This is a genomic window from Mycolicibacterium septicum DSM 44393 (genome assembly GCF_000455325.1).
Taxonomy (GTDB): Bacteria; Actinomycetota; Actinomycetes; order Mycobacteriales; family Mycobacteriaceae; genus Mycobacterium; species Mycobacterium septicum.
On sequence record NZ_HG322952.1, the window covers coordinates 1082759 to 1099604 of the forward strand.

At 65.5% G+C, this 16846-nt stretch carries 9 protein-coding genes and 2 pseudogenes (1 of these 11 only partly in view); 3 read left to right on the forward strand and 8 right to left on the reverse strand.

Annotation, left to right across the window (positions count from 1 at the left end; genetic code table 11):
• From TX88_RS34005 to TX88_RS25120, 5 genes and pseudogenes are all read right to left on the reverse strand, one after another.
• A protein-coding gene (locus TX88_RS34005) for a non-ribosomal peptide synthetase (RefSeq protein WP_457920631.1) crosses the window boundary here: on the reverse strand, window positions 1-2749 show its 5' portion. Its footprint begins 13697 nt before the window's first position; only the first 2749 of its 16446 coding nucleotides appear in the window; it begins with the start codon at window positions 2747-2749; its stop codon lies off the left edge, out of view.
• 75 nt (window positions 2750-2824) lie between these two features.
• Window positions 2825-4606: pseudogene (locus tag TX88_RS35840) on the reverse strand (non-ribosomal peptide synthetase); the annotation flags it as partial.
• 12 nt (window positions 4607-4618) lie between these two features.
• Window positions 4619-5863 (reverse strand): annotated as a pseudogene (locus tag TX88_RS35845) (condensation domain-containing protein); the annotation flags it as partial.
• A 49-nt stretch (window positions 5864-5912) separates the two neighbouring features.
• Entirely contained in the window at window positions 5913-6143 is a 231-nt protein-coding gene (locus TX88_RS25110; protein WP_044520656.1) for an MbtH family protein, read from the reverse strand.
• Window positions 6144-7315: 1172 nt separating this feature from the next.
• A complete protein-coding gene (locus tag TX88_RS25120) occupies window positions 7316-9391 on the reverse strand; it encodes a RecQ family ATP-dependent DNA helicase (RefSeq protein WP_044521928.1) in 2076 nt (691 codons plus the stop codon).
• Window positions 9392-9620: 229 nt separating this feature from the next.
• On the opposite strand from TX88_RS25120, the gene TX88_RS32915 reads away from it, so the two are divergent.
• Complete coding sequence (locus TX88_RS32915; protein WP_049925356.1) at window positions 9621-11357, forward strand: alpha/beta hydrolase; 1737 nt, start codon at window positions 9621-9623, stop codon at window positions 11355-11357.
• Here the strand turns inward: TX88_RS32915 and dmpG are convergent.
• The 3 genes from dmpG to TX88_RS25140 are packed head-to-tail and all read right to left on the reverse strand — an operon-like array spanning window position 11354 to window position 14116.
• The gene (dmpG, locus tag TX88_RS25130; protein ID WP_044520658.1) at window positions 11354-12406 is read right to left on the reverse strand and encodes a 4-hydroxy-2-oxovalerate aldolase; all 1053 of its coding nucleotides are present in this window, start codon (window positions 12404-12406) and stop codon (window positions 11354-11356) included. The genes TX88_RS32915 and dmpG overlap by 4 nt on opposite strands.
• On the reverse strand, window positions 12403-13320 hold the full coding sequence (locus TX88_RS25135; protein WP_044520659.1) for an acetaldehyde dehydrogenase (acetylating): 918 nt from the start codon (window positions 13318-13320) through the stop codon (window positions 12403-12405). The genes dmpG and TX88_RS25135 overlap by 4 nt, the downstream gene beginning before the upstream one ends.
• A gap of 10 nt (window positions 13321-13330) precedes the next feature.
• On the reverse strand, window positions 13331-14116 hold the full coding sequence (locus TX88_RS25140) for a 2-keto-4-pentenoate hydratase (protein WP_044520660.1): 786 nt from the start codon (window positions 14114-14116) through the stop codon (window positions 13331-13333).
• 73 nt (window positions 14117-14189) lie between these two features.
• Here TX88_RS25140 and kstD point away from each other — a divergent pair, with 73 nt between their 5' ends.
• Both kstD and TX88_RS25150 read left to right on the forward strand, forming a co-directional pair.
• Window positions 14190-15869, forward strand: a complete 1680-nt coding sequence (gene kstD, locus TX88_RS25145) for a 3-oxosteroid 1-dehydrogenase (protein ID WP_044521935.1) — start codon at window positions 14190-14192, stop codon at window positions 15867-15869.
• Window positions 15870-16730, forward strand: a complete 861-nt coding sequence (locus TX88_RS25150; protein ID WP_044520662.1) for an enoyl-CoA hydratase ChsH3 — start codon at window positions 15870-15872, stop codon at window positions 16728-16730.
• Window positions 16731-16846: the final 116 nt, after the last annotated feature.

Below are 16846 nucleotides of genomic sequence, written 5' to 3' on the forward strand. Positions count from 1 at the left end.
TGTAGCCGACCAGATGATCGACACCGGTGCTGCCTCGATGAACAGCCGCGGCCGCACGCGTGACCTGGGGGCAGGCCAGCAGGGTGTTCTCGATCTCGCCGAGTTCCAGGCGCTGCCCGCGCAGCTTGATCTGCGCATCGGCGCGACCCAGATACTCCAGACTCCCTGCCGGGGTCCAGCGCACCAGGTCACCCGTGCGGTACAGCCGCGACCCCGGAGCGCCAAAAGGATTGGCCACGAACCGGTCCGCCGTCAACTCCGGTCGGCCCACATAGCCGCGGGCCAGCACCGGACCGGCCACGTACAGCTCGCCCACCACCCCAACCGGGGCCGGGTTCAGCCTCCCATCCAGCACCAGCACACACGTCCCCGGAACCGGGGCACCGATCCGGACGGGCTGTCCGGCCGACAGCGCACTCCATGTGGCCCAGATGGTGACCTCGGTCGGGCCATAGGCATTGAACATCCGCCGCCCCGGCGCCCAGGCCGCCACCAACTCCGCCGGGCACGCCTCACCACCGGTGACCAATGTGCTCAGTCCGTCGACCCGCGCCGGATCCAGCGTCGCCAGTACCGTCGGAGTGATCAACGCGGCACTGACGTTCTGGCCGGACAGGATCTCGGTCAACGCCTCGCCGGCATAGGCGTCCGGTGGGGCCACCACCAACGCCGCACCTGAGGCCACTGCCCACAACCACTCGAACACCGAGGCATCGAAGGTCGGCGCGGCCACCATCAACACCCGCGCACCAGCACCCACCCCGAACAACTCACGATGCGCCGCAGCCACACCCAACACACCGGCATGACTGATCGCCACACCCTTCGGCGTGCCCGTGGAACCCGACGTGAAAATCACATACGCCGCATCATCAAGACTCAACGGCGCCAACCGATCCGCGTCGGTGACAGGATCCGCACTGTGGTCGGACAGGTCCACCAGATCGAGCGGGATCACGAGTCGACCGCCGGTGCCCTCGACCAGATCGACACCGCACGTCAGTACGCACACCGCCTCGGCGGCGTCCAGCACCGTCGCGATCCGCTCGGCCGGGTGTCCCGGATCGACGGGCACGTACACACCGCCTGCCTTCAGCACGGCCCACCAGGCGATCACCAGCTCAGCGGACCGGCCCATCGCCACGCCGACCGCGCGCTCCGGACCCACTCCGGCTTCCACCAACGCGCGTGCCAGTCGATTGGATGCCTCGTCCAACTCGCGGTACGACAGCTCTCTGGACCCGTCCACCACCGCCGGGGCATCCGGATCTGCGGCCACCGCCGCCGCCAGCAGCTGTGGTACCAACCCCATGGGCGCGCCGACCTCGGCTCCAGACCATTTGTGCAGCAGCAATTCCTGCTCGTCATGATCGAGCAGGCCCACCTCGCCGACCACCACCGACGGATCAGCCACCACGACCTCGACCACCCGGCCGAACCAACTCACCAACCGCTCGATGCTGGAGCGGTCGTACAGGTCGGTGGCGTAGGCGACCGTGCCTGCGGCCATCAGCGCGCCACGCCCTTCGGCCGGCACTGCCTTCATGTCGAAGAGCGCACTGGCATCGCCGCTCGGTATCTCTCGGAGATCGAATTCCAGGTCGAATCGGGCGGTGCGAATGTCTGCCGCCAGCGGCTCGACGTCGAGTTCGTCGAGTTCGATCTCGGGGCGGACATTGTTCTGGAATGCCAGCACCACCTGGAACAGCGGATGATGAGAAGTGGAGCGGGTCGGGTTGAGCCTCTCGACGAGTAGTTCGAATGGCACGTCCTGGTTGGCGTAGGCATCGAGCGCCTTTTGTCGAACCCGCTCCAGCAACTCACTGAACGGCAGTGCGGGGTCGACTCCTACCCGCAGCACCCAGGAGTTGACGAAGAACCCGACCAGCTCGTCGAGGGCCTGGTCCGTGCGACCCGCGATCGGGGTTCCCAGCGCGATGTCTTCGCCGACCCCGGCGCGGTGCAAAGCCACCGCCATCACGGCCTGCAAGACCATCGACGCCGTGGCGTTGTGTTCCGCGGCAACCGCCTTGATTCCCGCCCATGACTCCGGATCGATACGCAGATCGACCGCATCGCCGCGATAACTCGGCACCGGTGGCCGGGGACGATCCCCCGGCAACGACGACACCTCGGGAAGGTCCGCCAGCTCTCGCCGCCAGTAAGCCAGCTGGCGGGCGATCACACTGTCGGCGTCAAACTCTGAACCCAGCCAGTCCTGTTGCCACAGGGTGTAATCGGCGTACTGCACGGGCAACGGCACCCAGTCGGGGGCCTGACCCTGCACCCGCGCCCGGTACGCGTCGCCCACGTCACGGGCCATCGGCGCCATCGACCATCCGTCGAAGGCGATGTGGTGCAGCACGATTCCGAGGACGTACCGGTCAAGCCCTACCTCATAGATCTCCGCCCGGAACGGGATCTCAGCCGACAGGTCAAAACGATACTCGGCCAACGAAATCAGCTCGTCGACCACATCGGCATCCTGGAGCTGCACCACCACGGGCCCTCCGCGCCGCCAGAGACCCGGCTGCGCGGGAACTACCTGCTGCAAGGGCACACCCTGGACATCGGGAAACACCGTCCGCAGAGATTCGTGGCGGGCGATCACATCGTCGAGCGCGGATCCCAGAGCCTCGGCATCCAGCGCACCGTCGATGCGGAAAGCCATCGGCATGTTGTAAGTCGCGGCGCCATCTTCGAATCGGTTGAGGAACCACATCCGGTTCTGCGCATACGACAGCGGCACTACCGCAGGACGCTCGCCTGCGGTCAGTGGCGCACGTCTGTCAGATCCCTCACCAAGCCGCGGAGCCAACTGCGCGACGGTCGGTGCATCGAACAGTGTGCGCACCGACAGCCCGGCATCCAAGGTCGTGTTGACCGCGGAGACCACCCGCATCGCCATGATGCTGTCCCCACCGAGATCGAAGAAGGAGTCATCGACCCCGACCCGTTCCAGTCCGAGTACCTGGGCGTAGATGCCGGCCAAGACTTCTTCGGCCGCGGTGCCCGGTGCCCGGTACCGGTCGCCGGTGTATTCCGGTGCGGGCAGCGCACGCTTGTCGAGCTTGCCGTTGACAGTCAGCGGCAACGCGTCGAGGACGACGACCGCCGCGGGCACCATGTAGGCCGGCAACCGCTCGGCCAGGGCAGTCCGTACTTCTGCCGGGTCGCCGGTGCCGGTGATGTAACCGACCAGGCGCTTGTCACCCGGGCGATCCTCCCGAGCGATCACCACCGCCTGCTGCACACCATCGAGATCAGCCAAAGCTGTTTGGACTTCACCCAATTCGATGCGGTAGCCGCGGATCTTGACCTGCTCATCAGCGCGCCCCGCATACCGCAACTGCCCATCCGGGCCCCACCACACCAGGTCCCCGGTGCGATACATGCGGGCCCCTGGTGCCCCGAACGGGCACGGTACAAACCTCGACGCCGTCAACCCGGCGCGGCGCAGATATCCCGCGCTCACCCCGCGGCCGGCCACATACAACTCGCCCACCACACCGGGCGGCACCGGGCGTAGCCACCGATCCAAGACGAACAACGCCGCGCCCGGCACCGGCACTCCGATCGGGACGGTACCCGAACCAGGCTGCAGGGGCCGGCTGATCGTGGCGTACACCGTCGTCTCGGTCGGACCGTAACCGTTGATCATCACCCGGCCCGGCGCCCAACGATCCACCACATCCGATGGACATGCCTCAGCCGCCACCATCAACGCCGACACCGAGTCCAGAACTGCGGGGTCCAAAACCCCTACCGCAGACGGTGTCTGACTCAACACCGTCACCCGCTCCTGGACAAGCAAGGCCTGCAACTCCTGAGGCGACCGCGTCACTGACTCGGGCACTACGACCAGACGCCCGCCGAACAACAGAGCGCCCCAGATCTCCCACACCGAATAGTCGAACGCCAACGACGAACACTGCGTCCACACCTGTTGGGGACCCATCTCGATACCCACGTCCATACCATCGAAAAGACGGGTCACGTTCTGATGGGTAACCGCAACACCTTTCGGCACACCCGTCGTTCCCGACGTATAGATGATGTGCGCGACATCGTCCGGCGCAGGAAGTGCCAGCGCGGTACTCGGTTGAGAATCGATGCGGGGATCGCTGACTTCGATCACCGGCACGCCGTACCCGTGGAGCCGACCTGCCAGAGCACCCGTGGTCAGCACAGCCGCCGGCCCCGCATCGGTGAGCATGAACTCGACGCGCGCATCCGGCACCGCCGGATCGATCGGCAGATACGCCGCCCCCGACTTCAACACACCCAGTATCGCGACAACCGCATCAGCCGAACGGCCCGCCAGCAACCCCACACACGCGCCCGGACCCGCGCCCTCACCGATCAGCAACCGCGCCAACCGGTTCGACGCCTCATCCAGCTCGCGATATGACATCGAACGGCCATCAAACCGAACAGCCACCGCATCCGGATCCCGAACCACCTGCGCCGCAAACGCCTCCGGAATCGATACCTCAGACACCGGCTGCGCCAACACCGCCCGATGACCCACTTCATCGAGACGACCCTGCTCACCGACCTCCAGCACGTCGACCGACGACAACAACCCGTCCGGGTCGGCCGCCATCGCCCCCAACACCCGCTCCAACCGTGCCGCGAGGTCGGGGACCTCAAAGCTGGAGAACGGCTGACCGGATCCCATGGTGCTGAGAAGCAGCTCCTCTCCCGCACTGGAGAAGATCAGACCGAACCCACCGACAACACCCGCATTGGTCAACGACGCCGATGCCTGCACACCACCGAAGTCCAGCGTGAACGTGGACGGGAGGAAGTTCACACTCACCCGATTGGCCATCTGTCCCGCGGCGCGCGGATTGACCTTGCGCTCAAGGGCATGCACCGGGAATCGTTGATGTTGGACGGCTTCTTGTATGCGAGTCTCGACATGACCGATGAACTCGGAAATCGACGATGCCGGCGATGCCTTCAACACCAGGGGCACGACTCCCGCAACCATCCCGGGAAGCGTCCGGGCCTCGGGACGCACGCGACGACTGACGGGGAAGTCGAGCACGACATCTGGGCCATCGGCACACCATCCGTGTACGAGAAGTGCACACGCCGCGGTGACGACCGATGAGCGGGGAACGTTCAGCGAGTGGGCCAACTTGTCAACACTGCGGAGCAGATCAGAGTCCAATTGCACTGCGGCCGAGGGCCAATTGCCGTCTTGGATGTCGGTAGCGTCGGCAGAAGCGTATTGCCGATCGCTTTCCGGAGGCAGATGCCCATGCCAATAGGCCTGGTCATCGAGATAGTCGCCAGATGCTTCGTAGTCAGACTCACCGTCGATCAGATCCGACAGCGAGCCGAAGATCGCCCCTGGGATCGGCGCGCCGGTGAGAACTGCCGAGTAGACCGAGGCGAGCCGGGCTCCGATGAGTGCGATACCCGTTCCGTCCACAACTATGTGGTGGCAGCACGCCAGCAGGAAATGCTCGTCGGCACCGGTCTTGAAGAGTGCGCATTTGAACAGCGGTCCTGCCAGAGGCAGGGGCGTGCGCTGGATCGCCGCCGCCATGTCCCGGGCTTCCTGCTCAGGATCGGCCGCGCCGGTCAGGTCATGGAATGCCAGCTCAACCTTCGGGTAGTCGACCGGCTGCTGGAAAACCTGCCCGTCTACCTCGAAGAACGTGGCCCGTATAGGCTCGGCCTCCCGGACCACACGGTAGATCGCCCACTCAAGGGCGTCGCGATCCACCGCACCTGCGATCTTCACGAACAAACCGAGTTGCCACTCCGAACCGGAGCTGGCGACGTCTTGCGCAAGCCAAATGTCTAGCTGCGCACGTGTTACCGGCAGCGCCTGTTCACCATGCTGCATCGGACTCTCCCACCGCGAGATGTAATGCGAGCCCCCCCGGCCCCCTTATTTACCTGTCGGACCCCTGGCTCTGCGCTAATCGATCACGCAGGCTCTTAGGCCGGATATCCGGCCAGTTCTGCTCGATATAGTCCAGACACGCAGCGCGATCGGCTTCGCCGAACACCACCTTCCAGCCGGCCGGAACGTCCGCGAAGGTCGGCCACAGACTGTGTTGCTCCTCGTCATTGATCAAGACGAGAAAACGGCCGTTGTCGTCGTCAAACGGGTTGATGCTCACCTGGTCCTCCCCACCGTCGAGTTGACCAGTAAAGATCGCTCAGGAATCCGACGCACGACATCCAGCCCCGCACCTTGTCCTCACGATGTCTGTTTTTTTGGCCCACTCCAGCTATGACGTGTCTAGTTGCAGAGCGCCAGCATATCCAGATCTTCTTGACGGGGGTGCAGAAATTAGCGATCCAGGAATTATCTGTTGCTGCATCGAGGGTATTCATTCTCTCACTCGCCAGCCTGGCCGATAGCGAGCAAATGCGCTCCGCATTCGCAGCGACGATCCCGGCGGCATGTCGACTCGCGAACTTTCGGCGACCTCGGGGATCGATTCGTCGACACTCATCCCTGAGTGAAAGCCGTCCTCAAAATTTCTTCAGCGCAATGACCTGCCGCCTCAGTTGGCGCCGGCGCCGCCCGGGGAGTGCATCGGGTGCGAGGCGTGGTCAGCACCGTACCGAGAACAGGCCCGGCCCATGGCACGGCGCCCCCGCCGATCACACACAGGCGGTTCCCAGCGGAAATACTGGATGCCCGCTGCGTATGAGATCCCTCTGATCGACAGCCAGACAGAGGGCACGGGCGGGGGCCCGCGTGATCCAGAACAGATCTGGGCCACCCCCGGGATGGACGGCGACACCATGTTCACGGCCGATATCAAGCACATGCGTGTAGTTCTATCTAGCGAAGCAGAGCCCAATCGCGCCGGCGCACCGACGAGGCCCCAGCCCCGCCTATAGGTCCTGCGCCCCGCGGAATCAGGGTTTCAGCAAAATCGGAGCGACACAGCCGTAGGGTGCGACCGGTTGCGGATCACGATCCGAACCAAGGAGCGACAGTTAGCCAGCCAATCCCTGACGATTTATCAAGATCGATTGATTTCAAAGTTTTCGATCGCAAAAGCCAGCGAATAATTGGCGTGGAATCCGCCGCATCAGAGGGGCGCCCGCTTGATCTTCAACACCGCTTCCTGCGCGGCCGACGGGCAGTTTCAAACCAGGCTCCATTGACGCGAAAAGTGCACCCACTTGCAGAAGTAGTAAACGCCGTTATTTGACTAGTGAAACAAACTCAGGGCTTAATTGCTGGCAGCGCCATCTGACGGTGCGTTCCGATCACGCCAAACAACGCTCAAGAAGTTCGCTCGATGAGGACATCGGTCACGCTTGGCCACGCACCTCAGCTGACACTTGCCAACACCAACGGCAGCACATCAGGCACTCCAGCGTCACGCAACACCCGGGTGGCCATCGTCAGTGTCCATCCCGTATCGGTCATGTCATCGACCAGCAGCATCGGCCCGTCGACATCAAGCTGCGGCGGTTCCCAGGCATCACTCAATGCAGCCACCCGATAGGCCGAATTCGCTGCGGTGACAGGCCGGTGCTGCGCGGTGTAGGGCAAGACGCCCAGATTCGTCAGGCGTCCGATCTGTGCCAGGCGCTGCACCGTCGAGGAGATCAACACCGGATGTGTCCGAGAGTCCAGCCCCATCACCGCTGCCGGCCGCTGGTCCCAATCCCACGCCTTCAGCACCTCGATGGCCGCGTTGATCACGTCGTCGGGCACCTCGCCGTCGGGTTCGGCGAGCAGGCGCCGTAGCCGCGCTCCCCAGCCGAGATCGGTCAACCTGCCGATCGCCCGGCCCGGCGCGGCGCCCTCGGTGATTCGGCCGGACAGCGTCACGCCCAGAGCCGCCAGCCCGGACGGCCACTGCTTGCGCGGGGCCACCAGGACGCCGGGCCGGGACAACCGCTGCGCGGTATCGGTGAGGATGTCCTGCGCCACCGCGGCCTGGTAACGCCGGCCGGTGCAATTGTCACATCGTCCACACCGTGCGTCCGGCGCCAGATCGGGATCGTCGAGTTGACCACGCAGGAACACCATCCGGCAGCCGTCCGTGGCCTGATAGTCCAGCATCGCCTGCTGCTCCCGGCGCCGCGCCTCGTCAAGCGCCCGGTAGCGGGCCTCGTCGTAGCTCCAGGGCACTCCGGTGCCGATCCAGCCGCCCTTCACCCGGCGGACCGCACCATCCACGTCGAGCACCTTGAGCACCATCTCGAGGCGGGACCGGTTGAGATCGACCTGCGGTTCGAGCGCCTGGGTGGACTGTGCGCGGTCGGTCTCCAGTGCCCCGATGACGTGGCGCACCATGGGTTCAGACGGGAAGGCCACCGACGCGAAATACCTCCAGACGTCCTGGTCCTCGGTGCCGGGAAGCAGGATCACCTCGGCGCTGTCGGTGGCACGCCCGGCGCGGCCCACCTGCTGGTAATAAGCAATCGGGGACGACGGCGCCCCCAGATGCACGACGAACCCCAGGTCGGGTTTGTCGAACCCCATCCCCAGCGCGGACGTCGCCACCAGTGCCTTGACCCGGTTGTCGAGCAGGTCGGCTTCGAGTTGTTCGCGTTCGGTGGTGTCGGTGGACCCGGTATAGGCCGCCACCTTGTGGCCGCGCTCAGCGAGGAGTGCAGCGACGTCGTGCGCCTGGGCGACCGTCAGGGTGTAGATGATGCCAGAGCCGGGCAGGGAATCCAGTTGCGCCGCAATCCAGGCGGCACGTTGTGCGGGCGTGCCCACCTGCACCACCGACAGCCGCAACGATTCACGGTCCAGGCCGCCGCGCAGCACCAGGGTGTCCGACCCGCCGACTCCCAGCTGGGCCGCGACGTCACCGACCACCCGGTCGTTGGCGGTCGCAGTGGTGGCGAGAACCGGTATCTGCGAACCCAATTCGCCGATCAAGGTACGGATGCGGCGGTAGTCCGGCCGGAAGTCGTGCCCCCAGTCCGAAACGCAGTGCGCCTCGTCGACCACCACCAGGCCCGCATCAGCGGCCAGCGAGGGTAGGACGTTGTCGCGGAAGTCTGGATTGTTGAGCCGCTCGGGGCTGACGAGCAGCACGTCGAGTTCCCCCTCGGCGACGTGCTGATGGATCGCGTCCCACTCGGTGACATTGCCGGAGTTGATCGTCGCGGCCCGCACCCCGGCGCGCTCGGCAGCGGCCACCTGGTTGCGCATCAACGCCAGCAGCGGCGAGACGATCACCGTCGGCCCACGACCGGAGGCGCGCAGGAGCTTGGCCGCGATGAAGTAGACCGCGGACTTGCCCCACCCCGTGCGTTGCACGACCAGTGCCCGGCGCCGCTCGACCACCAGGGCCTCGATGGCGGCCCACTGGTCGTCTCGCAGGACCGCCTCGGACCCGGCCAGCTGTTCGAGGATCGACTGGGCCTGCTCGCGGGTTGCCATGGCCCCAATCATGCCCGTCTCGACTGACACCACTCACCGCGCCAACGGCTCACTCGCCGAAACCGAAGGGGCACTAAGCAATCCGCTTAAACATGAAACTGTGTCAACTTTTGCCAAACACCTTCGAGCAACATGTCGATCCGGTAGACGTGAGCACATGCATTCGGGGGGATATGCAGGGCGCGTCGGTGGTTTGGCGGTAGCCCTGGGAGTTGGATCTGCCGTGGCCATGGGGATGGGATGCGGGGTGGCCGCGGCCGGCCCGACAGACTCGTCCACAACCAAGGACACCGCGCCCGAGAAACCCCGTCAGACGAAGCCGAAACCCAAGACCGCGTCGAAACCCCGCACTGCAACCGACGGCACACCTGCCACAGCGAGGGACGCCGTCGACAAGGTGGGCGCCAAACTTCGCACCGCAGTGCACGACGCCCTGGATTCGGTGGACTTCAGCCGGCCCGGCACCAAAGCTCCCCCGAAGCGTGCGGCCCGAACCGTCCAGCGCCTGCTACCCGGACCGGACAAGGCGGGTAAACAGCCGCGGCTCGCAGCCGTCACCGACGACGATCCCGAAGTCGGCAACGCCGAACCATCCGAACCCAAAGCACCCATCGCGGTCAACGTCGAAGCGATCACCGCGATCCCGACGTCTGCACTCACCTCCGGTGTGCGGGCGTTGTCGGCGCTCGCGCCCGATCCGGGCCCGAAGGTGCCGGCCCCGCCGAAGATCGAGAAGTTCGAAGACGCGGTGACCGGGGCCGTGTCCACGGTGGTGAACACCGTGCTGAATCCGTTCTCGGTGAATCCCACACCCGACTCCCCGGCCGAACCCCCGGGAGCGTGGGCCATGCTGGCATTCGCACGCCGCGAGTTCGAGCAGGTGTTCCGCAGGCCGCAAGATCTTTTGACTCAGGTCAGCACCCTCACCAGCACCGTCACCGCGCAGGGACCGGTGGCTCTGGCCCCGGGAATCGTCGTGCCACCTGAACTCGCCGGCCACGTGATCACCACCCCCGGCCCGTCACTGACCGACCAGATCACGGTGTTCGGGATGGAAGCCCTCAAGCGGGTCTCCCAGGTCATCGGCGTCAACATCACGATGAAACTGGGCGAGCTGATCACCACCCCCACCCCGCCGTGGTTCACCACCATCGGACTGACCGTCACCAAAGACACGTACGAGGGCGGTGACGTCTGGGTGATCACCCCACCGAACCCGACCGGTGAGCGGGTCATCGCGGTGCACGGCAGCGGATTCGTCTACAACCCCAACATCATTCACTGGATGGACTACGCACAAATGGCGCGCGAGACCGGCGCCACGGTCGTCGTCCCCAGATATCCGCTGATCCCCGACGGCGGCACCGCGGAGAATTCCGTCCCGCCGATGGCCGATTTCATCGCGGCACAGGTCGAGGAGTACGGCGCCGAGAACGTCAGTGTGTATGCGGATTCGGCCGGCGGCACCCTGTCCATGCTTGCCGTGCAGAAGATCGTCCGCGACTGCAACGGTGATTCCGACTGTCTGGAAACCCGGGTCCCGTCCCGCATGGTGCTGCTGTCTCCCGGGCTCCAAGGATCAGACATCTACACCGACCCGAACGTGGCGTTGGTCAACGACCCGGTCGTGTGGCTCACCGAGGAGGACAAGGAGTACTACGGCTCGTGGGCCGCCGGACCCGAGGAGTTGTGGAACCCGATGATCGGGCCGACCGAGGGAATGCCGCCGACCACGATCTACGTGGGTTCGCGCGAGCAGGCCGCACCGGGCGCGTTGCTCTACGCCGAGAGAATGGTCGATGCCGACCCGAATGCCGATGTCACCGTGGTGATCGGGATGGGCCAGATCCACGACTGGGCCCAGGGCGGTCCCATCCCGATCAACTCACAGTCGGCGAACTACCGCGACGACGTCTACCGACAGCTCGGCATCAACGACAACGCCGACGAGACAACCAGTCTCTAGGCCTTGGCGGCCGCGGCTTCCTGCTCGCGCTTGATCTCCAGCGCGATATCGATGAGCTGGTCTTCCTGACCACCGATCAGCTTCCGCTGGCCGACGCGGAGCAACAGCTCGTGGGCGGGCACCCCGTAGCGTTCACCCTGGCGCACCGCGTGCTTGAGGAAGCTGGAGTACACCCCCGCATAGCCCATCACGAGCGCGTTGCGGTCCAGCAGGCACTCGGCCGGCATCGCCGGGGCGACGACCTCTTCAGCGGCATCTGCGATGTCGAAGAAGTCGATACCGGTCTTGACGCCGATCTTGTCGAACACTCCGACCAGCGCCTCGACCGGTGCGTTGCCCGCGCCCGCGCCGAATCGACGGCACGAGCCATCGATCTGCTTGGCACCCGCGCGCACAGCCTCGACCGAGTTGGCCACGCCCAGGCCGAGGTTCTCGTGGCCGTGAAAACCAACCTGGGCATCCGATCCCAATTCGGCGACCAGAGCCGCCACCCGGTCGGCGACACCCTCGAGCACCAGGGCACCCGCGGAATCCACGACATAGACGCACTGGCATCCGGCATCGGCCATGATGCGGGCCTGCTTGGCCAGCTTCTCCGGGCTGATGGTGTGGCTCATCATCAGGAACCCGACGGTCTCGAGGCCCAGTTCACGGGCGAGCCCGAAGTGCTGGATCGACACGTCGGCCTCGGTGCAGTGGGTGGCGATACGGCAGATCGAGCCACCGTTGCCCTGGGCTTCCTTGATGTCTTCCTTGGTGCCCACACCGGGCAGCATCAGGAACGCGATCTTGGCTTCCTTGGCCGTCTCGGCGGCCAGCTTGATCAGCTCCTGCTCGGGGGTCTTGGAGAACCCGTAGTTGAAGCTCGACCCGCCCAGGCCGTCACCGTGGGTCACCTCGATGACGGGGACACCGGCGGTGTCCAGGGCGGCGACGATCGCGCCGACCTCGTCCTTGGTGAACTGGTGCCGCTTGTGGTGCGACCCGTCGCGCAGCGACGTGTCCGTCATCCGGACGTCCCACGCGGGGTTGAAGAAAATGTCACTCATGCTTGAGCACCTCCAGTCACCGCGAGCGACTCTTTCGCGATTTCCTCGCCGACCTTGGTCGCCGCCGCGGTCATGATGTCCAGATTTCCAGCGTAAGGCGGCAGGTAGTCACCGGCACCCTCCACTTCCACGAACACCGTGACCAGGTGGTTTCCACCGTTGACCACGGACGGTTCGTCGAACTGCGGTTCGTTGAGCAGGCGGTAGCCCGGGACGTAGGTCTGCACCTCGGCGACCACATCCTTGATCGACTGCGTGATCGCGGCGTGGTCGGCGTCCTCGGGGATCGCGCAGAAGATGGTGTCGCGCATGATCATCGGCGGCTCGGCCGGGTTGAGGATGATGATCGCCTTGCCGTCGCGGGCCCCACCGATGTCGCGCACGCCGGCGCTGGTGGTCTTGGTGAACTCGTCGATGTTGGCGCGGGTGCCCGGACCGGCCGAGGCCGACGACACCGAAGCGACGATCTCGGCGTAAGGCACGTCCACTACGCGGCTCACCGCGTACACCATCGGGATGGTGGCCTGGCCACCGCAGGTGACCATGTTGACGTTCGGCGCATCGAGGTGCGCGCGCAGGTTGGCCGGCGGGATCACGCCGGGGCCGACGGCCGCCGGGGTCAGGTCGATGGCGCGGATGCCGGCCTCGGCGTAGCGCGGGGCCGCATCGCGGTGCACGTAGGCGCTGGTCGCTTCGAACACCATGTCCGGCTTCTCGCTCTGGGCGAGCAGCCAGTCCACGCCCTCGTGCGAGGTCTCCAGGCCCAGCTTGCGGGCACGTGCCAGACCTTCGGACTGTGGATCGATACCGATCATCCAGCGTGGCTCGAGCCACTCCGACCGCAGCAACTTGTACAGCAGGTCGGTACTGATGTTGCCCGACCCGACAATGGCAACTGATGCCTTTTCAGCCATATCGGCTCCCTTATTCGAAACTCAGTCTTACTGAACCTAACCCGGCGAAGTCAGCGACGAAATCGCTGCCGGGAGGTGCATCTATCGCACGTGTGCACGAGCCCGGCAACACGATGTCACCGGCCTTCAGACGCACCCCGAAGCTCTCCACCTTGCGGGCCAACCAGGCCACCGCGGTGACCGGATTTCCCAGCACCGCATCGCTGCGCCCCTCCGCCACGACCTTGCCGTGGTTGGTCAACACCGCGTCGATGTTGCAGATGTCGATGTCCTTGGGCGAGACCCGCGCTTCCCCGAGCACCCAACCGGCGCTGGAGGCGTTGTCGGCGATGGTGTCGCACAACTTGATCTGCCAATTGGTGATGCGGGTGTCGATCAACTCGATCGCCGGGGCGAACGCGGCTGTCGCGGCGAGCACGTCTTCCTCGGTGCATCCGGCCCCCGGCAGATCGTCGGCCAGGATGAACCCGACCTCGACCTCGACCCGCGGGTACAGGAAGTTCGACGACTTCACCGGGACGTTCTCGAACACCTCCATCTCGTCGAGGAGATGTCCGTAGTCCGGCTCGTCGACGCCCATCATGTCCTGCATGGCCTTGCTGGACAGGCCGACCTTGTGGCCGATGATCCGTGCACCCTCGGCGACCCGCTGCCGGATGTTGATCAGCTGGATCTCGTAGGCATCCACCACGTCGATGTCGGGGTTACCGTCGGTCAACGGGGTCATCGGAACCCGGCTGCGCTCGGCCTGGGCCAGGTCGGCGGCCAGCTGGGCACGCACCTCGTCGCTAAGCATTCTGGTGAATTCCCCTCACTTCTTTGACCGGGGCGGTTGTTGGATTGCCGGTCAATTCTATAACGTGTTCTACATGACTGGACAGGAGTACGACGTTGTCGTGGTCGGCAGCGGCGCTGCCGGCATGGTCGCCGCCCTCACCGCAGCCCACCAGGGCCTCTCGACAGTAGTCGTAGAGAAGGCGCCGCACTATGGAGGTTCCACTGCGCGGTCAGGTGGTGGGGTGTGGATCCCGAACAACGAGATTCTCAAGCGTGACGGGGTCAAGGACACCCCCGACGCGGCCCGCACCTACCTGCACAAAATCATCGGCGACGTGGTGCCCGCGGAGAAGATCGACACCTATCTCGACCGCTCGCCGGAGATGCTGTCGTTCGTCCTGAAGAACTCGCCGCTGAAGCTGTGCTGGGTGCCCGGGTACTCGGATTACTACCCCGAGACGCCGGGCGGCAAGCCCACCGGCCGCTCGGTGGAGCCCAAGCCGTTCAACGCCAAGAAGCTCGGCGCTGACGAGAAGGGCCTGGAGCCGCCGTACGGCAAGGTGCCGATGAACATGGTGGTGATGCAGCAGGACTACGTGCGGCTCAACCAGCTCAAGCGTCATCCCCGCGGCGTGCTGCGCAGCATCAAGGTGGGCGTGCGCTCCGTATGGGCCAACGCCACCGGCAAGAACCTGGTCGGCATGGGCCGCGCGCTGATCGCGCCGCTGCGCATCGGCCTGCAGCAGGCCGGCGTCCCGGTCCAGCTGAACACCGCGCTGACCGATCTCTACGTCGAGGACGGCGTTGTCCGCGGCGTCTACGTTGTCGACCCCCGCGACAGTTCCGCTGAGCCGCAACTGATCCGGGCGCGCCGCGGCGTGATCCTGGGCTCCGGTGGATTCGAGCACAATGAGCAGATGCGGGTGAAGTACCAGCGCGCACCCATCACCACCGAGTGGACCGTGGGCGCGGTGGCCAACACCGGCGACGGCATCCTCGCCGCCGAAAAGCAGGGCGCCGCACTCGAATTCATGGAGGACTCGTGGTGGGGCCCGACGGTCCCGCTGACCGACTCGCCGTGGTTCGCCCTGTCGGAGCGCAACTCCCCCGGCTCGATCATCGTCAACATGGCCGGCAAGCGGTTCATGAACGAGTCGATGCCGTACGTCGAGGCCTGCCACCACATGTACGGCGGCGAATACGGCCAGGGCGCGGGCCCGGGCGAGAACATCCCGGCCTGGCTGATCTTCGACCAGCAGTACCGCGACCGCTTCATCTTCGCGGGCCTGCAGCCAGGACAACGCATTCCGAAGAAGTGGCTGGAATCGGGCGTCATCGTCAAGGCCGACACCCTCGAGGAGCTGGCCGCCAAGACCGGCCTGCCCGCCGACGCGTTCGCCGCGACCATCGACCGGTTCAACGGGTTCGCCCGCTCCGGGGTGGACGAGGATTTCAAGCGCGGCGACAGCGCCTACGACCGCTACTACGGCGATCCGACCAACAAGCCCAACCCGAACCTCGGCGAGATCAAGCACGGCCCGTACTACGCGGCCAAGATGGTGCCGGGCGATCTGGGCACCAAGGGCGGCATCCGCACCGATCTGCAGGGTCGCGCGCTGCGCGACGACGACTCGGTCATCGAGGGTCTCTATGCCGCGGGTAACGTCAGCTCACCGGTGATGGGTCATACCTATCCCGGCCCGGGCGGGACCATCGGACCAGCCATGACCTGGGGTTACCTGGCGGCACTAGACATTGCGGGGAAGAAGTAGATGCCCATCGATCTCGACAAGGCGCTCGGCGCCGAGCTGGAACCCATCGAGTTCTCCTGGACCAGCAGCGACATCCAGCTGTACCACCTGGGCCTCGGCGCCGGCGCCGACCCGATGGACTCGCGTGAGCTGAGCTACCTCGTCGACGACACCCCACAGGTGCTGCCGACGTTCGGCAATGTCGCGGTCAGCTTCCACATGACCGAGCCGCCCAAGGTGCAGTTCCCCGGCATCGACATCGAGCTGTCCAAGGTGCTGCACGCCAGCGAGGCCGTCAGCGTGCCCGGTCCGATCCCCACCAGCGGAACCGCGAAGTCGGTGCAGCGCTTCACCGAGATCTGGGACAAGGGCAAGGCCGCCGTCATCGTCAGCGAGTCCACGGTGACCGACCCGTCGGGCACCGTGCTGTGGACCACCAAGCGGTCGATCTTCGCCCGCGGCGAGGGTGGATTCGGCGGCGAGCGCGGACCCGCGACCTCGGCCGAACTGCCCGACCGCGCACCCGATATCGAGATCTCGTTGCCGACGCTGCCGCAGCAGGCGCTGCTGTACCGGTTGTGTGGCGACCGTAATCCCCTGCACTCCGACCCGGCCTTCGCCGCGGCGGCGGGCTTCGACCGGCCGATCCTGCACGGATTGTGCACCTACGGCATCGGCTGCAAGGCCATCGTCGACAACCTGCTCGACGGCGATGTCTCGCAGGTGGCGTCCTACGGCGCGCGGTTCGCCGGCGTGGTGTTCCCAGGCGAGACCCTGCAGGCCAACATCTGGAAGGAAGACGGCAAGTTCATCGGCGTGCTGACCGCACCGTCGCGGGACAACGCCGTCGTGCTGTCGGGCGTGGAGCTCGTCCCGGCCTAGCCTTCTTCTTTCTCCACCCGCTTTGTCACGATGGAGTGGCTGTCGACCTCGACAGCCACTCCATCGTCGTTTTGGGGCATTGGGCGGCAACGGGATTCGTAATCGCCGAATGCGGC